The sequence below is a fragment of the Ornithinibacillus gellani genome (assembly GCF_003730295.1).
GTDB classification, from domain to species: domain Bacteria; phylum Bacillota; class Bacilli; order Bacillales; family Amphibacillaceae; genus Ornithinibacillus_A; species Ornithinibacillus_A gellani.
Map to the genome: position 1 here is coordinate 1 of NZ_QTSZ01000051.1, position 16,218 is coordinate 16,218.

Consider the following 16,218-nt stretch of genomic DNA (forward strand, 5'->3'; position numbering starts at 1 on the left):
GTCCATCTTTTAGAATGCGTGAGACGCAGGAATGGTTAAAAAACGAATCAACTGATGAATAATTATTTATTTTAGGGTGGTTCAAAATTTAATTGCGAAGTGGTTCACTTTTCACTTGCGAAATACAATATCATATGAAAAGGAGTGTTTGTCCATGGTTGATGCAATTTTTTATCATGCTGGATGTCCTGTTTGTGTAGATGCAGAGCAAGTGGTGTTAAATCATCTTGACAAATCTAAGGTCAGAACGGAAATTGTACATTTAGGTACAGCGAAAGATCGGATAGACGAGGCAGAAAAAGCAGGTATTAAATCCGTACCAGCATTATTAATTAGCGGAAATGTGTACCATATTAATTATGGTGCTAGTCTAGAAGATATCAAAAAGGGCTAAGAAAATGGGGCCACCATATCTGCATGGTGGCCCCACCTTCTAAAATGTCTAATCATCAATAACTGCTTTCCCTTGTTTACGTAGTTCAGGTAAAGCGTTCATCATCTGATTTATTTCTTTATCAGAATGTCTTTCCCATGATCCTAATTCAGCAATTATTTTTAGCGGTGATACGGATCTGTAGGATCGTGTTGGGTTCCCGGGAAATCTTTTGTCGGTCTCATTGGGATCATTTTCAAACGCTTCTTTAGAATTTTAAAGTACATATAGTTCTTTTATTCTTTCTGAAGGTAATGGATTTGAATTGCATATATCCACAAAGTAAGGCAACTGCCAATTTTGTGTTTTTACCGCTTGTTTACTGCTCGGGTTGTCCCAGCTTGGGTAGACTCTTAAAGCCATCTTCCCCTTTGTCGAGGCAGATCTTAAAATGTTCTGTCGGATAAGTACTTCTTTTGGAAAAACAAATTGACCAAACTCATGCTGATTTTTAAAGACTGTTATGACTAATAAATCAGGTGCATGCTCATATAAGAAAGGTTGGTTTTTATTGTTTTCATCCTTTTCCCAACATGCTACAAACTGCCCCAATTTGTTTGGGGTAATATTTGCAACTCTGAAACGAACTGTCTTTGAACACAACATCAAGGTCCCCGCACCGTACTTTGCATTTTGCTCTTCTTCTTGAGCCGATGTTACAGATAAACCATTTGGTTCGTAAATCCTTTTATTTACATAGTTTAATACTGTATAAAAATCGTTCATTATTCCGCCCCTTTCACTAACTACATCCAATAGATCAAGGAACGAAATCGGGTTAGGAGGAAATTAATACGCCATACTCGCACCAATCTAATTTCCTGTTTTTAAACACTTTTTCCACCCTAATATGTCCCATGCTTCTAAAAAAGCTCTACATCAAATAAAACACCATGGAGTAATAGCAGAATCCGACGATGGCAATCATGGCGATTCCGAAGTAGGCTATGGCTGCAAATTTGGACTGTTTGGCTACTCGTTCATCCTTTTTCTGTACATGTTCAATAAAGCTGAGCAGAAAATAGAAACTTAGCATAGAAAATAATAATATCAAAATCACTGCAATAATAAGTAATCCCATGTGAGCTCCCCCTTTGTGATTTTCCCATATCATCCTTGTTTCGATCATCATCATTCATTTCATTTTTTCTTGTTAAATATCTTGAATAGAAGATAAATGAGGATGGCGATTGCAGCATATATTAGAAAGAATACGAGAAATCCCCATAGCCCCATTACTGCGTCTGCGAATTCCATGTTTCCTCTGTTCGTAATTGCTTGCTGTAGTTCGATGGCAAAGACAAGGACAATCATCATGGTAAATGTATAAACAAAGGAAAGGATAGTCGTGCTCCATTTCATTTTTTCAATGATTTTGAAGAAAAAATATACGATAAAGAAGGTGATCATTCCAATGATACCGATGACCCAAAAATGGAGTTGTTTGTCCGTCATATGTAATCCAAACAAATCAAACAAAACATCATGGATATCGTTCACAAATTCTGCCAATTTAATAATGATTTCTTTCACTGGGAACCTCCTAAAATTATAGAAGCAAAAATAATATGTTTGTTTCATTTTACTATATATCATGAAGAATAAACATCTGTAGTTCAAAATCTGCCGCGCTCCGCTAGTGGTTGGATATTTTTTACATTGCAATGTTGTTTGCTTTCATTTATTTTTGTCATATAATTGTAAGCGCTAACACATACATGAAAAAGGAGAATACGAGAATGATTACTTTTTTTGTTTCCATTACGTTGTTGGTTGTTGCCTACTTTACTTATGGCAAGTATATTGAAAAATTGTTTGGACCAGATAAAAATCGGCCCACGCCAGCGTATGCAAATCAAGATGGTGTCGACTATGTGCCGATGCATAAACAGAAAAACGCACTGATTCAATTATTGAATATCGCTGGAACTGGTCCGATATTTGGTCCGATTATGGGGGCGTTATATGGTCCGGTTGCTTTTCTATGGATTGTCCTTGGTACTATCTTTGCAGGGGCTGTTCATGATTATTTAACAGGCATGATTTCCATTCGAAATCGCGGTGCTCACATTCCGGAGCTTGCTGGTAAATTTTTGGGGAAGGTTTCCCGACATTTGGTGAATGCTTTTGCATTGCTGTTATTATTGCTCGTTGGAACTGTATTTGTTACGACACCGGCTGCATTATTGCATGAATTAATCAATGGAAAAGTAGCGCTAATTGTCATTATTCTGTTGATTTTCGCGTATTACTTTCTATCAACGATACTACCAATTGATAAAATTATCGGCCGGATTTATCCAGTTTTCGGAGCTATCCTTTTAATTGGTACGGTTGGTGTTGGCGGGATGCTGCTGTTCACAGATTACCAGATTCCCGAGCTAACAATAGCCAATATGACAAACCTGCATCCAGCGGGTACACCGATATTTCCGATTCTATTTTTAACCATTACTTGTGGTGCTTTATCCGGCTTCCATGCTACCCAGTCGCCGCTCATTTCCAGAACGACAAAGAATGAAAAACAAGGACGCTATATTTTCTATGGAATGATGGTTGCGGAAGGGATCATTGCTATGATTTGGGCAGCGGCAGCGATGAGTATGTTTGATGGTCAAGGTTTGCAAGGCTTAATTAATGAAGGAACTGCTTCACTTGTTGTCAATGAGGTTGCCGTTACCTTGCTTGGGGCAGTTGGCGGTACGATTGCGGTGCTTGGAGTGGTTGTCCTGCCAATTACCTCGGGGGATACTGCATTCCGGGCAGCACGTAATATTGTAGCTGATTACATTCATATGGGGCAACGCAAGGTTTCCAAGCGCTTAATCATTGCCATTCCCATGTTTGTTATTTCCTACTGGTTAACGACTATTGACTTTAATTTGTTATGGCGTTACTTCTCATTTGCCAACCAAGGTACTGCAGCATTAGCGCTTTGGATTGGTACCATGTATCTCTTTGTGAAAAAGAAAAATTACTTTGTAGCCTTGCTGCCAGCGCTCTTCATTACAGATATGGTACTTACCTATATTTTATATGACAACAACCTGGGCTTTGGATTATCTTATCCCTTATCACATGCGGGCGGATTCATCATGACAATTCTCTGTGCAACACTATTCTTTTGGAAAGGAAATAAAAATAGAACAGAAGGCTTATCAGTAGATATCGAACTGCCACCTAAAAATACCGCGGCATAACTTAAAAAGATGCTACTAAATTCCGATTTGAAATTTAGTAGCATCCTTTTGCCATTTTCACGGCGTATCCATATCGCTTACAATAGCGTCAATTTTTTCTTTAAATACTGGTCCAAAGCTTTCGGAGTAGGAATTGGTTAAATGTCGGTTATCACGATAGATAACGATGTTTCCGATTATCGGCTTGAATTTGCCATTGACCTTGAAATAATTGGTTAGATCCAGCTTATGCAACGTATCGTTCTCTATTTCAAATTCATTCCAGAACGCTTCATCCTGCTGGTTATTCTCTGCATTCATTTTCTTCGTCGTCTTTTTAATTCCTTCTGTTTCCAATGATTCCAACACATTAAAGCTATATCTTGGATCATCGCGAACGGCGAGCACCTCGATATCATACGCATCGTGAACGAACTGCAGCTGATCAATCATTTGCTGCTGTATCTCATCTACATCCGTATCAGATGCTGTTGCTTGAGAAATGATTAAATCAATATTTTCTGCATCCTTTTGCAAATAATCCAGCACATTTTGAACCCAAATCCCTTTCAAATCATCATCCTCATAGCCTGTAGAAAAACGCGTTCCTGAACGGGTAATGCTTAAGACCCGATAATTGGAATCCTTCGTTGCTTTTAAAAGAGCCCCCAGCCAATGCTCCGAATGAGAGCTGCCGACAAGTGCTATGGTTGCGTCATAGTTTTCCGTTTTACCATATTCACCAATTTTCAGGTCGGTTTCCTTTAAACCTTGATTGCTTCCATCCAGATGTGCCTGTGGTAAATCATCAAACACTTCAGCAAAAGATGGGATTGGATCCAGCTTCGGCACCTTGTCAGGATTTTCCACAGCAATCGCACCTGGATAATTTTTAGCGGTCATTTGCTTTTCCAAATGCTGCTCGCCAATCCATGTTCCAACAACAAGCGAACCAATCAGCAGCAGGTTGATACCGCCCATCAATCCAAGTCTACGGAAGGAAAATCTATTATTTTTTGATTGACGGATTGGTTCTTCAATATATCTCGTCATGAAAAAGGACAAGCCGATGGAAAGAAGAATAATGAGCATCCCAACGAAAAATCCTGGTGTATCCTGAACATTGTATCGATAAAATTCCAAAATGACCCAATGCCATAAATAGATGCCAAACGATATGCCGCCCAGCTTTATCATGATAGGCGAACCTAGAAAACGTTTCACGCCATAATCGGTATCGACTGTACCAGATAAAACAATAAATAACGCACAAATCATTGGCCACAAAGCGATATATCCAGGAAACATTTCGGATACGTTAAATACAATTCCTGTCAAAATTAAACCAATTAACCCAAGCCAACCTATTATCGTGGCAACCGATTTATGAACGCGAATCGACGACAAATTGATACAGAGCAAGCTACCAAGAGCGAACTCCCATACACGCGTCATCGTAATAAAATAAGCGAACGGCTGGTTTACTTCTGTCAAATATACGGAATAAATAAAAGAAACAATAAATAGCGTTCCTAAAACGGTATTCATCAACCGTTTTACATTGGATAATTGATACTTTTTTACAAACCAAAAGATAAACGTAAATACAAGAAACCAAATGATATAAAATTGTCCTTGTATCGACAACGCCCAGAAATGCTCTAACGGCGTTTTCATTTGACTCGCATCTAAATAATCCGTACTGGAAAATGCCAATTGCCAGTTCTGATAAAAAAACATCGATGCAAATATTTCCTTAATCGTCTTACCCAAGATCGACCGCGGCAAGAAAAACCAGCTCAGCACAAGCACAATACCAAGTATGAAAAACACCGAAGGCAGCAGGCGCTTCATGAGCTTCGTTATATAAGGTAAAAAGCGATATTCCCCCGTACGATTCATGGTTGATATAATGGAAGTCGTGATTAGAAATCCTGATATAACAAAAAACACATCCACTCCACCCGAAACCCGATGGAACCAAATATGATATACAGCAACGAGCAGTGCCGCCACAACACGAAGCCCCTCAATCTCGGGCCTAAACCTGCTCTGAATATTAATGATTGGTTGATTCATAGTACTCTAGCTCCTATTATTCAGCATATATTACCAAGGGATAATTATATCACCAAAATAGATTCATCGTCTAATGGATAAAATAGATTTCCCCTTATGTATGCGGCTATTATGTAAGTGAAAAAAGACAAGGCTTGAGGGGCGAATAAGCATTTTAGTAGATAGCACGCGGGATTGGGATGAAATAAAGCGATTTTATGGCAAAGGTATGACATTTTAACTTTAAAGATGATGACGGTGAAATCGGCGAGCCGATTTCTTCCTTATTTGTAAAGGATGTCCGCGCGAGTTGGCATGGCTGGTGCTCGAGTTTGACCCGTTGGCGCGCGAGTTGGCCCGGTTGGCGCGCGACTTTCGGCATTCGGGGCGCGACTTTGGCCTATTGGTGCTCGACTTTTGACGTTCGGGGCGCGACTTTGACCGATCGGTGCTCGAGTTTGACTCGTTGGCGCGCGAGTTTGGCAGGTTGGGGCGTGACTATATCAAGGTTCCGAGGTTTAGAATTATATATGATGTTGAAATCGGCTACCGCCGATTTCTTCCCTCTTGATGCATGCGACTTTGGGGCTGAGGCATGCGACTTTCATGCAAGGGCATGCGACTTCCGGGCCGGGGCATGCGACTTTCATGCAAGGGCATGCGACTTTGACGCCAAGGCATGCGACTTTGAGGCTGGGGCATGCGACTTTGGGGCTGAGGCATGCGACTTTCATGCAAGGGCATGCGACTTTGACGCCAAGGCATGCGACTTTGAGGCTGGGGCATGCGACTTTCATGCAAGGGCATGCGAGTTTGACGCCAAGGCATGCGACTTTCATGCCAGGGCATGCGACTTTCATGCGGGGGCATGCGAGTTTGACGCCAAGGCATGCGGCTTTCATGCGAGGGCATGCGAATTCAGCGTCGGGGCATGCGAATTCTTCCCAAACCCATGCGGCTTTCTGACCAACTCAAGTGAACAGATGCTTTTAGATGAAATGGGGTTGGAATCGGCGGGCCGATTCCCTCATTATGCGGGACTCTTCATGGAAAATTCAAAAGGAACCGTCCGAGGACGGTTCCTACCTTACATTTATATTATGTGGAAATCGGCAATTGCCGATTTCATCTTTTCGATTAGATGAATCTATTTTTTGGCAGTGAAACCTGTCGTGAAGAAGCAGGCGATATAAGCTACAAGCGTGACAAATCCGCCCATTGAAAATCCAATGAAGCCCATAAAGCTGTCTTCCTCTGGCATTTCTGGATCCATCGTAACTATCATATAGATAAAGTTAATTGTAAGAATTAGATAAAATCCGCTGCCAATAAAGCCCTGCATCAGTCTGCCTTTTGAGGTACCCTCCCAGCATTTATACACGATATTCCACAAATAAAAGCTGACTAAAACTGCTGCGGCCATGACAAATAAATGTATGAATGGTATTTGTAAATATCCTACACCAATGATCAGCAGCAGTGACACACTGAATAAAACCGTATTTAACACAAATAAAAATAATCCACTCTTCCATGGACTTTTAAACCATGTTGCACTGGACAGCTTTTTTACCAGAAATGAATCTGAACGAATTCGATTTAAAAATATATTTCTATTTAAGAATAAAATAAGTACAACTACAAATCCCAATAGTAAAAAGATAGACATCCACAATTCCCCTCACCGATGTATATTCACTTTACTATCATACTATTTTTATACAGACAGTTAAACAAGCATTTCGTCCAAAATAGACAAATGCTTCGAATAGCAATTTAAAAATGAAACTTTTTTTGGCTTGGGTATGCGAGTTTCAGAAAAGGTATGCAAGTCATAGGCTGGGGCAAGCGAGTTTGATACAAACGTATGCGAATTTCTGCTTGAGGTATGCGGCTTCAGTACAAACGTATGCGAGTTTCAGCTTGAGGTATGCGACTTCAGTACAAAGGTATGCGGGATTCGGCTTGAGGTATGCGACTTCTGCACTAACCTATGCGAGTTTGTTGTCTGAAAAGAAGGTTCATCTATGATTATTGTCTTTTTAATTGTTCCATTTCTACTTCAACATTGTAGATTCTTTTGTTTAATACATCGGTTTTCACATCAAAATGATCAATAATCTTGTCCGTGTAAAGTCCCAAACTTTGAATAAGATTCTTTTGAAATGACTCCAAGCTGGATTCTAGCCTCTTCTGTCCATGCTTGAGTTCGCTGATATCCACGCGCATTTCTTTCAGTTCATGAATATCTGCTTGCATTGTTTTTAATTCTTTTACATCGTTACGCATTTCTTTCAGCTCACTAACATCTGCACGTATTGTTTTTAATTCACTGACGTCTGATCGCATTTCTTTTAGTTCATTAACATCCGAACGCATTGATTTTAATTCACTGAAATCTGCACGCATTTCTTTCAGCTCACTAACATCCGAACGCATTGATTTTAATTCACTGAAGTCTGCACGCATTTCTTTCAGTTCATTAACATCCGAACGCATTGATTTTAGTTCACTAACGTCTGATCGTACTTCCTTCAATTCATCTAAAATTTGCCTTAGGGTTGGTTCAAGCATAATGGGGTCCTCCCTTCCTATTATATTCTTTTTATTATACCATCTATCAATTATATATCACCTGAATATGTAGGTATTTATACTTATATGCGGAATGATGTTTTGTGGGAATCGTCCCTAGACGATTCCTTCCATATTTATATGAGGTTGTAGAAATCGGCCAATGCCGATTTCATCCTTATCGAAAAAGAAGTTTGTTGGTGCGGCTTAGGCGGGTGGACTGCTAGAGTCAGAGCTAGTAATAGATAACTCCGATTTCGAAAAAATATATTATTAAATGAAGTAGGAATCGGCGCGCCGATTCCTTCCTCATGATGTATTTCATTATATAACACCAGTAGATTTCGCAATTTGGTGCGCGAGTTTGGCCGCCTGGTGCGCGACTTCACCCGGTTGGTGCTCGACTTTCGGCATGCGGCGCGCGACTTCACCCGGTTGGTGCTCGACTTTCGGCATGCGGCGCGCGACTTCGACCGGTTGGTGCTTGACTTTAAGCATGCGGCGCGCGACTTCGACCGGTCGGTGCTCGACTTTCAGCATGTGGCGCGCGACTTCGACCATTCGGTGCTCGACTTTACCCGGCTAGCGCGCGACTTTCAGTGGTCGGGGCGCGACTTCCGGTGTACGGCACGCGCCCCCCAGTCTCCGCGCAATCCAGTGGGAGCCGCCCCCCCCACGCAACAGCCGTTCTACAGCTGTTCGCCGTTGGTTTCGATTACTTTTTTGTACCAGTGGAAGCTTTGTTTTTTGATACGGCGCATGTCTTTTTCGTCGAGTTCGTCGCGGTTGATGTAGACGAAGCCGTATCGTTTCTGGTAACCGTTGAGCCAGCTGAGTAGGTCGGTGAAGGACCAGGTGCAGTAGCCTAATAGGTCGACTCCGTCTGTGATGGCTGCTTGCAGCTGTTCGATGTGCTTGCGGATGAAATCGATTCGGTAGTCGTCATTGACGGTGTCGTTTGCTTCTAGTTTATCGAATTCACCGAGGCCGTTTTCTGTTACTAAGACGGGGAGCTGGTAGCGGCTGGTGATGCGGCGTAATCCGATGCGCAGGCCGATCGGGTCAATTTCCCAGTCCCAGTTTGTTGTTTCGAGTGCCTCGTTACGTTTGCGTTTAAATTGGCCGGCGATGCCTCCCTCGACGAAGTTGCCTTTTTTGCCGTCATGGTTTGCTTTGGTGTTGCTGAATGTGTCATCAAGTGGGCTGTTGGTGAATGTGCCGGTTTGATAATAGTTGACGCCCATGAAGTCTGGTTTGCCTGCTTTTAATAATGCTTCATCACCGGGTTCGATAGTTGGTGTGAGACCTTGTTTTTCTAAGTATTTCCAGGCTGCCTTTGGGTAGACGCCCCAGCTGTATACATCGAGCCACCAATTGCTATTGAGGTCCTCGGCGTTTTCTGCTGCCAGGACGTCTGCTGGGTTGCTTGTGTATGCATAGGCTGGGCCGTATGCGAAGCTTGGGCCGATTTTGCCTTCAGGAACGATTTGTCGAAAGGATTGGATCGCCTTTGCGTTAGCTAAATTGGCAATGTGATTCGCTTCATACATCCGCTTTTTGTCGGAGACATTTGGTGGATGAGATGCGTGTTCATAGCCGTGGCTGATGAATACATTTTGCTCATTCAAGGTGACCCAATATTTCACTTTATTTTTAAAACGTTTAAACAAGGTTACACAATAAGCATCGAAGTCTTCGATAATTTGACGGGATTCCCAGCCGCCATATGCATCCTGAAGCGCTTGTGGTAAATCCCAGTGATAGAGCGTGACGATGGGCTCAATATCGTGTTTCAGCAGTTCATCAATGAGCTGTTCGTAAAACGCCAGTCCTGCTTCATTTACTTCGCCTTTTCCAGTTGGAAAAATGCGGCTCCAGGCGATGGAGAAGCGATAGGCTTTTAACCCCATTTCTGCCATTAAAGCGACATCTTCCTTGAAGCGATGGTAATGGTCAACGGCGATATCTCCGTTTGTTCCTTTGAAGGTTTTGCCGGGGATTTTGGTGAAATGATCCCAAACAGAGGGACCTTTGCCGTCTTCATCCCAAGCCCCTTCAATCTGATATGCGGCAGATGCCGATCCCCAGAGAAAATCATCTGGAAAATGATCCAATTTTGCATGATGCATGGTATCAACCTCTTTTTTACATATTTTTTATACCGTTTCCAGCTCGAGCATTAATCCGTACACCGCGCCAAGCATATTGGCGTGCTGGCGATATGCACAAGCTTCCACGTTTGGTTTAATATGTGATGCTTCAAAACGTGCTAATAATTCATCTAATTTCCGATTAATATGATCAATGAGGTCCTCTCGCGCACTGATTCCTCCGCCGATTAAAATTACCTCTGGATCATACATGTACTGTAAATTATAAATACCTATGGCGAGCAGCTCAAAAAATTCCTCCACAGCCTGATGGCAAATGGCATCTCCTGCATTCGCCATTTCAAAGATGTATTCTCCGGATAAATCATGGATAGAACAGCCTTTTAAGCTAGCAACTTTTTTCACCAGGGCTCCGGTCGAGGCAGTTGTACTCCACGTATCATAGCCCGCATCGGTCGGAATCATCATATAGCCGAATTCGCCGCCGTGCAGGTTCGCACCTTTATGAATGCGTCCATCCTTGATTACCGCTCCACCAATACCTGTACCAATCACAATGACCAGTACATCCTGTTTATCACTTGCCTTGCCCTTCCATATTTCCGCATAGCCGGCGCAGTTTCCGTCATTATCCATAAATACCGGGATGCCGATCCGATCTGCCAGCATTTGTTTTATATTTGGACCATGCAAATAGGGCAAGGCACTGGTGCCATAAATGACCCCTGATGCGGCAACTGCACCAGGACTACTGATGGCCAAGCCAGCTACATCTGGATAGGCATGATATTTTTCTACGATAAAATCGATTAATCCAGTCAATGTGGCTGGCGTTTTTACTTTTCCCATCGTCAAAATCGATGCTGCTTCATCGACCAGACCAAATTTAATAAATGTTCCACCAATATCTACAGCCAAATACTGTTTCATTTCCTTTCACCCCTTACCTCGATGCCTTACCTGTTACAACAAACACCTACCTGTTGTTTCCTTTCTGTTTGCAGCTTAGCTGATTGCACAGGATTTTCTGATGACCAGTTCAGGGTCTACCATGACCGCGTTTGGCTGCACATCTTTATTAATTAGGTCATGAAGCATGCGCGCCGCTAATTTCCCCATTTTATCCTTATCCTGCCGAACGGTCGCAAGTGGCGGATCACTGTAACGACAAGCCTCGATGTCATCACATCCAATCAGCTTGATATCCTCTGGCACGCGGATTCCTTTTTCTTTTAATGCCTTTAATGCACCCAAGGCCATCATATCTGAAGCCGCAAACACTGCCTCAGGAATATCCGCATGCGCCAATATCCGATTCATCGCCTCATAGCCACTTGCTTCAAAATAATCCCCGTGCTGGATCCACTCCTCCTCCACCGTCATGCCAAATGCATTCATATGCTGGGTAAAGCTTTCCTTACGAATATTAGACACGACTGAATCATCCGGCCCGCCAATAAAAGCGACTTTCTTGATCGAACTGGAATATAAATGCGTCACGACCAGCTCGGAAACTTTCCGATTTTCAGTTGTTACATAACTGGAATTCGGACCACTTAACTCAATATCAATCCCAACACAAGGAACAAGGCTGTTATCGAGCTCATTTGTCGCATCCTCAATCCGATCCCCGGCAATAATTAAACAGCCATCCAGTTGGAAATGATTACAGCGTGCCAAATAATCCTGTTCATCCTTGCTAAATTTATTATTGGAAAACAGCAAAATATCATAGCCGAGATTACCAATCGCATTTTTAAACGCATTTACCACATCATTAAAAAACGGGTGGTTCATCTCCGCATTGATATTCCCGGCATAAATCAAACCAATCAAATTCGATTTTTTCGTTGCCAAGGATTTAGCTGAAAAAGTGGGCTGATAGCCTGTTTCTTCAATAATTCCTTTTATTTTATCAATGGTCTTTTGACTAATATTTCCCCTTTGATTAATTACTTTTGACACTGTACCAGGAGAAACATTGGCTAGCTTTGCAATATCTTTAATCGTTAGTTTCATCATTCTACCCCATGTCTGTGCGATCTTTTATCCTTATTTTACCGAACCTTCTGTAATACTGGAGATAAATAATTTATTAAACATCAAAAATACAATGACAAGTGGAATCGTTGCCCAAAATACGCCAGACAGCATCATGCCGAAGTCGACGTTACTTGTCGTATTCATCGATGATAAAGCTACCTGTATTGTATACATATCAGGGTCCCTAAGAACAGTAAATTGCCATAAAAACTCGCCCCAGGTTGCCGTAAAGACAATAATTCCCAATGTAGCAAATGCCGGTAAGATAATGGGCAGGACAATGCTTCTGAAAATATGAAAATTCGAGCATCCATCCAATTTCGCCGCTTCGATTAATTCATCCGGAACCGAATTCGAAATATATTGTCGCATTAAAAATATTCCCAGTGGATTCAGGAAAAAAATAATCATTGCCCCGAACAATGTATCCAATAAATCAAGCTTCGCCACCAGGAAATACTGTGGAATTAAGCCGAGCTGTGGTGGGATAATCATCGTTAGTAAGATTGAAATGAAAAAGATGTTTTTCCCGGGAAATTTAAATTTAGCAAAGGCAAACCCAGCAAGCGAGCTAATGAATAGCACGACTAGCGTTACGACCAGACAGACGACCAACGTATTCCACATCGCCCCGAAAAACGGGATCTTTTCCAATACCTTTTGAAAATTTTCAACGAGCATATCCCCTGGCGTCATGGTGGGCGGAATCGCGTTATATGCCGCACTCGGTCTTGTCGCCATGACAAACATCCAATAAAACGGAAAAATAGACAGGAAGGAAGCAATAACTAAAAAGAGATACATGAAAAATCGACCAATCTTCCATTGTTTTTTCATGACTTGATCCTCCTTCCCTTTTTACGAATTCCAGATGTCAAATACGTATTAATTGCTGAAGCCACCACAATAATAAACAATAGGATAACCGCCGTTGCAGAACCCGTTCCAAACGATTGCAGACTAAAGGCATCACGATACAAATACATCACAACCGTCATTGCCTCTGTCCGGCTAAAGGCTTGGGCCCCTAAGAAAACCGTCGGCTCGGTAAATAATTGCAACGCACCAACCGTCGAAAAGAATACGGTTAACACGATGAATGGCTTTAACAATGGAATCGTAATATAACGCAATTGCTGAACCACACCCGCTCCATCTATGCGAGCCGCTTCGTACAAGTCCTTGGGAATACTTTGCAAGCCAGCCAAATAAATAATCGTATTATAGCCAATCCAACGCCAAAACACCATAATGGAAATTGCGATTTTCGCGCCCCATTCACTTGTTTTCCAGGCGACCGAATCCATGCCAAATAGATTCAATATATAGTTGGCCAGCGCCGTGTCATTACTGCTGAAAAATACCCCAAACACCAATGCCACCGCAACCATCGACGTAATATATGGTAGAAATATCATCGCACGAAAGGCATTTTTAAATTTCAAATATGCCTGATTTAAAATAAATGCGAGAATGACCCCGACGATAATTTGGGGAGCGGTCCCCATAATCCCCATCACGATCGTGTTGTACAACGCCTTCCAAAATGTCGGGTCATGCAATACGATATTAAAATTATGCAGCCCCACAAACGTCATGTCACCAAGACCATTCCAATTTTGAAACGCAAGATACAGACTAAATACCGCGGGATATAGACCAATAATCGCAAAAATGATGAAAAAAGGTGAGATATACAAGTACGCACTAATCTTATCCTTCGTTGCCTCTGAGCGATATTTCCCTTTCCGCTTGAGCGCCATTTCCTCCCCTCACTTTCCTAGCATAATGCCAGCTGCCAGTTACGATGTAACATAGCAGCCAGCAATCTAATCTCCCTTAGCGATTAATCAGATCCTTGATTCGCTTCACCGCTTCATCCCATTCTTTTTCCGGATCAGCGTTTTGCTGCTGTACATTTTTCATTGCATTCAACACTTCATCATTGGCCGCTTTATATTTCGGTCCTTTGTAAACGAAGCTAATATCCTGTGCCGCATTTGCGAAATACTGGGACGTGCTCTGACCACCGAAAAATTCATCCTCGATATTTTTAAACTCCTCCATCTCATACACCACTGGAGAAGACGGGAACAGACCCGCATCACTTGTAAATGAAGTCAATTGACCATCTGGGGAAACAAGCCATTTTACAAATTCATAGGCTTCCTCTGCATGCTCGGTTTCCTTTGGGATAGAAATATAAGAGCCACCCCAGTTACCAGCGAATTCTGTTGGCAATGTCGCAATCCGAAAATGTCCGGAAGCATCTGGTGCATTATCAAACATCCAACCCTTCAACCAGGCCGCTCCAAGCTCTGCAGCAAAATCACCATTATTGACCGCATTACCCCACTCCGGTGTCCACATATCGTATTCACCAATAATGCCACGCTCATTGAGATCAACCGCCAAATCATACGCCTCTCTTACCGCATTACCAGGCTCCTCAATTAACAGATTCCCCGCTTCATCAAAAAAGCTCTTTTCCGCCCCATCAATAATTGCCCGATAGGCCATCTCCATGCTATCCAAAAATGGCTTACCTGTTTTATCTTTAATCTGTTCTCCAACCTGGATGAAATCCTTTTTCGACTGGATTAACTTCTCCACTTCATCTGGCTCTGTTGGCAGGCCAGCCTCTTCAAATAAATCCGTCCGATAAAACATGGCTTTCGGACCAATATCTGTCGGCAAACCAAACAAGAAATCCCCATCATTGTTTTCGCCAATTTGCCATTTCCAATCCAAATACTGATCTTCAATATCCTTTGCACCTAAATCATACAGATTCGTAAACCGATCCTGTGCCTCCTTGAAACGATCCAGCTGGTCAATCTCCAGCATCGCAATATCAGGCGCACCACTGCCAGCCGATAACGCAGTAAACAAACTATTATGATGATCATCCGTTTCCGACGTCTTCACCTTGATCTTTACACCAGGATGCTCCTTCTCATACTCCTTCGCCATCTCCTCATAATTCGTCGCACCAAATATCCAGAAATTTAACGTCACATCGCCATCCTTCGCCTCACTCGACGACTTCCCCTTATCACTGCACGCCGACAACGCAAAAACAACCAAAAACATCATTGCAACGAAGAAAAATAAATTCCGCTTCTTCACACCAATTACCTCCCAATATGTTTGTTTAAAAACCAGGTAACCACGAACCATCCAACCCCCACTACACGACGCTCGGCAAGCGCACCCCCTTCAACATTTTTGCAAACAAGCTGAGCTCATGACTCCCGCCCGAGACCATTACTTTATGTCCCAATTGGAGCGGTTGCTTTCATAATCCTTTTGAGGAAACCGGTTTCCTAAAAGGGTAAATAAAAAAGGCCTTAGCAGTTAAGAAACCGCTTTCTTTACTCATTATATATCAAACTATAAAAATATCAATACAATTTTCATAAAATTATTACGATAATAGGAAATCGCTTTCTTTCACATGCAAGAATCGATAAGCCGATTCCTCCCTGTGTTGTATTTCACTATTTGATGCTCGAATTCACCTGGTTGAGGCGCGGGTTGGGTCGGCTGGGGCGCGAGTTTGGCCCGTTGGTGGGCGACTTTCGGTGTTCGGGGCGTGAGTTTGGCAGGGCTCCAGGACTTTTTAAATGATGTTGAAATCGGCAGCTGCCGATTTCTTCCCTTTTGATGCATGCGACTTCCGCTCAAAGGTATGCGAGATTGGTACTGGGGCATGCGAGTTTGAGCTAAAGGTATGCGACTTTAAGGCGGGAGCATGCGACTTTGAGGCTGGGGCATGCGACTTTCATGCCGGAGCATGCGACTTTCTGGCCAAATGAAG

General features: G+C 42.5%; 15 protein-coding genes and 1 pseudogene. 2 read left to right on the top strand and 14 right to left on the bottom strand.

Annotated features, from left to right (window positions below; genetic code table 11):
* The first annotated feature begins 154 nt into the window (after positions 1-154).
* The gene (locus tag DX933_RS15740) at positions 155-394 is read left to right on the top strand and encodes a thioredoxin family protein (RefSeq protein WP_123317392.1); all 240 of its coding nucleotides are present in this window, start codon (positions 155-157) and stop codon (positions 392-394) included.
* A gap of 48 nt (positions 395-442) precedes the next feature.
* Here the strand turns inward: DX933_RS15740 and DX933_RS15745 are convergent.
* From DX933_RS15745 to DX933_RS15760, 4 genes and pseudogenes are all read right to left on the bottom strand, one after another.
* Positions 443-637, bottom strand: a pseudogene (locus tag DX933_RS15745) (NAD(+)--rifampin ADP-ribosyltransferase); the annotation flags it as partial.
* 12 nt (positions 638-649) lie between these two features.
* Complete coding sequence (locus DX933_RS15750) at positions 650-1,159, bottom strand: MepB family protein (protein WP_123317393.1); 510 nt, start codon at positions 1,157-1,159, stop codon at positions 650-652.
* Between the two features lie 148 nt (positions 1,160-1,307).
* Complete coding sequence (locus DX933_RS15755; protein WP_123317394.1) at positions 1,308-1,514, bottom strand: hypothetical protein; 207 nt, start codon at positions 1,512-1,514, stop codon at positions 1,308-1,310.
* A 59-nt stretch (positions 1,515-1,573) separates the two neighbouring features.
* The gene (locus DX933_RS15760; protein WP_123317395.1) at positions 1,574-1,966 is read right to left on the bottom strand and encodes a hypothetical protein; all 393 of its coding nucleotides are present in this window, start codon (positions 1,964-1,966) and stop codon (positions 1,574-1,576) included.
* Positions 1,967-2,172: 206 nt separating this feature from the next.
* Here DX933_RS15760 and DX933_RS15765 point away from each other — a divergent pair, with 206 nt between their 5' ends.
* Positions 2,173-3,633, top strand: coding sequence for a carbon starvation CstA family protein (locus DX933_RS15765; protein ID WP_123317396.1), 1,461 nt, complete (start codon positions 2,173-2,175; stop codon positions 3,631-3,633).
* Positions 3,634-3,690: 57 nt separating this feature from the next.
* On the opposite strand, the gene DX933_RS15770 is transcribed toward DX933_RS15765, so the two are convergent.
* The 10 genes from DX933_RS15770 to DX933_RS15820 all read right to left on the bottom strand — a co-directional run bounded on the left by DX933_RS15770 (position 3,691) and on the right by DX933_RS15820 (position 15,494).
* The gene (locus DX933_RS15770; RefSeq protein ID WP_123317397.1) at positions 3,691-5,691 is read right to left on the bottom strand and encodes an acyltransferase family protein; all 2,001 of its coding nucleotides are present in this window, start codon (positions 5,689-5,691) and stop codon (positions 3,691-3,693) included.
* Positions 5,692-6,817: 1,126 nt separating this feature from the next.
* Positions 6,818-7,339, bottom strand: coding sequence for a hypothetical protein (locus tag DX933_RS15780; protein ID WP_123317399.1), 522 nt, complete (start codon positions 7,337-7,339; stop codon positions 6,818-6,820).
* 362 nt (positions 7,340-7,701) lie between these two features.
* A complete protein-coding gene (locus DX933_RS18665; RefSeq protein ID WP_223806002.1) occupies positions 7,702-8,244 on the bottom strand; it encodes a hypothetical protein in 543 nt (180 codons plus the stop codon).
* Between the two features lie 324 nt (positions 8,245-8,568).
* Positions 8,569-8,805, bottom strand: coding sequence for a hypothetical protein (locus DX933_RS15790; RefSeq protein ID WP_123317400.1), 237 nt, complete (start codon positions 8,803-8,805; stop codon positions 8,569-8,571).
* A 128-nt stretch (positions 8,806-8,933) separates the two neighbouring features.
* Complete coding sequence (locus DX933_RS15795; RefSeq protein ID WP_123317401.1) at positions 8,934-10,373, bottom strand: glycoside hydrolase family 1 protein; 1,440 nt, start codon at positions 10,371-10,373, stop codon at positions 8,934-8,936.
* A gap of 27 nt (positions 10,374-10,400) precedes the next feature.
* A complete protein-coding gene (locus tag DX933_RS15800; RefSeq protein ID WP_123317402.1) occupies positions 10,401-11,285 on the bottom strand; it encodes an ROK family protein in 885 nt (294 codons plus the stop codon).
* A gap of 75 nt (positions 11,286-11,360) precedes the next feature.
* Positions 11,361-12,374: a LacI family DNA-binding transcriptional regulator gene (locus DX933_RS15805; protein ID WP_123317403.1), complete on the bottom strand. Its 1,014-nt coding sequence runs from the start codon at positions 12,372-12,374 to the stop codon at positions 11,361-11,363.
* 33 nt (positions 12,375-12,407) lie between these two features.
* On the bottom strand, positions 12,408-13,235 hold the full coding sequence (locus DX933_RS15810; protein WP_123317404.1) for a carbohydrate ABC transporter permease: 828 nt from the start codon (positions 13,233-13,235) through the stop codon (positions 12,408-12,410).
* The gene (locus tag DX933_RS15815; protein WP_123317405.1) at positions 13,232-14,161 is read right to left on the bottom strand and encodes a carbohydrate ABC transporter permease; all 930 of its coding nucleotides are present in this window, start codon (positions 14,159-14,161) and stop codon (positions 13,232-13,234) included. Before DX933_RS15815 ends, DX933_RS15810 begins: the two co-directional genes overlap by 4 nt.
* A gap of 76 nt (positions 14,162-14,237) precedes the next feature.
* On the bottom strand, positions 14,238-15,494 hold the full coding sequence (locus DX933_RS15820) for an ABC transporter substrate-binding protein (RefSeq protein ID WP_123317560.1): 1,257 nt from the start codon (positions 15,492-15,494) through the stop codon (positions 14,238-14,240).
* Positions 15,495-16,218 lie beyond the last annotated feature (724 nt).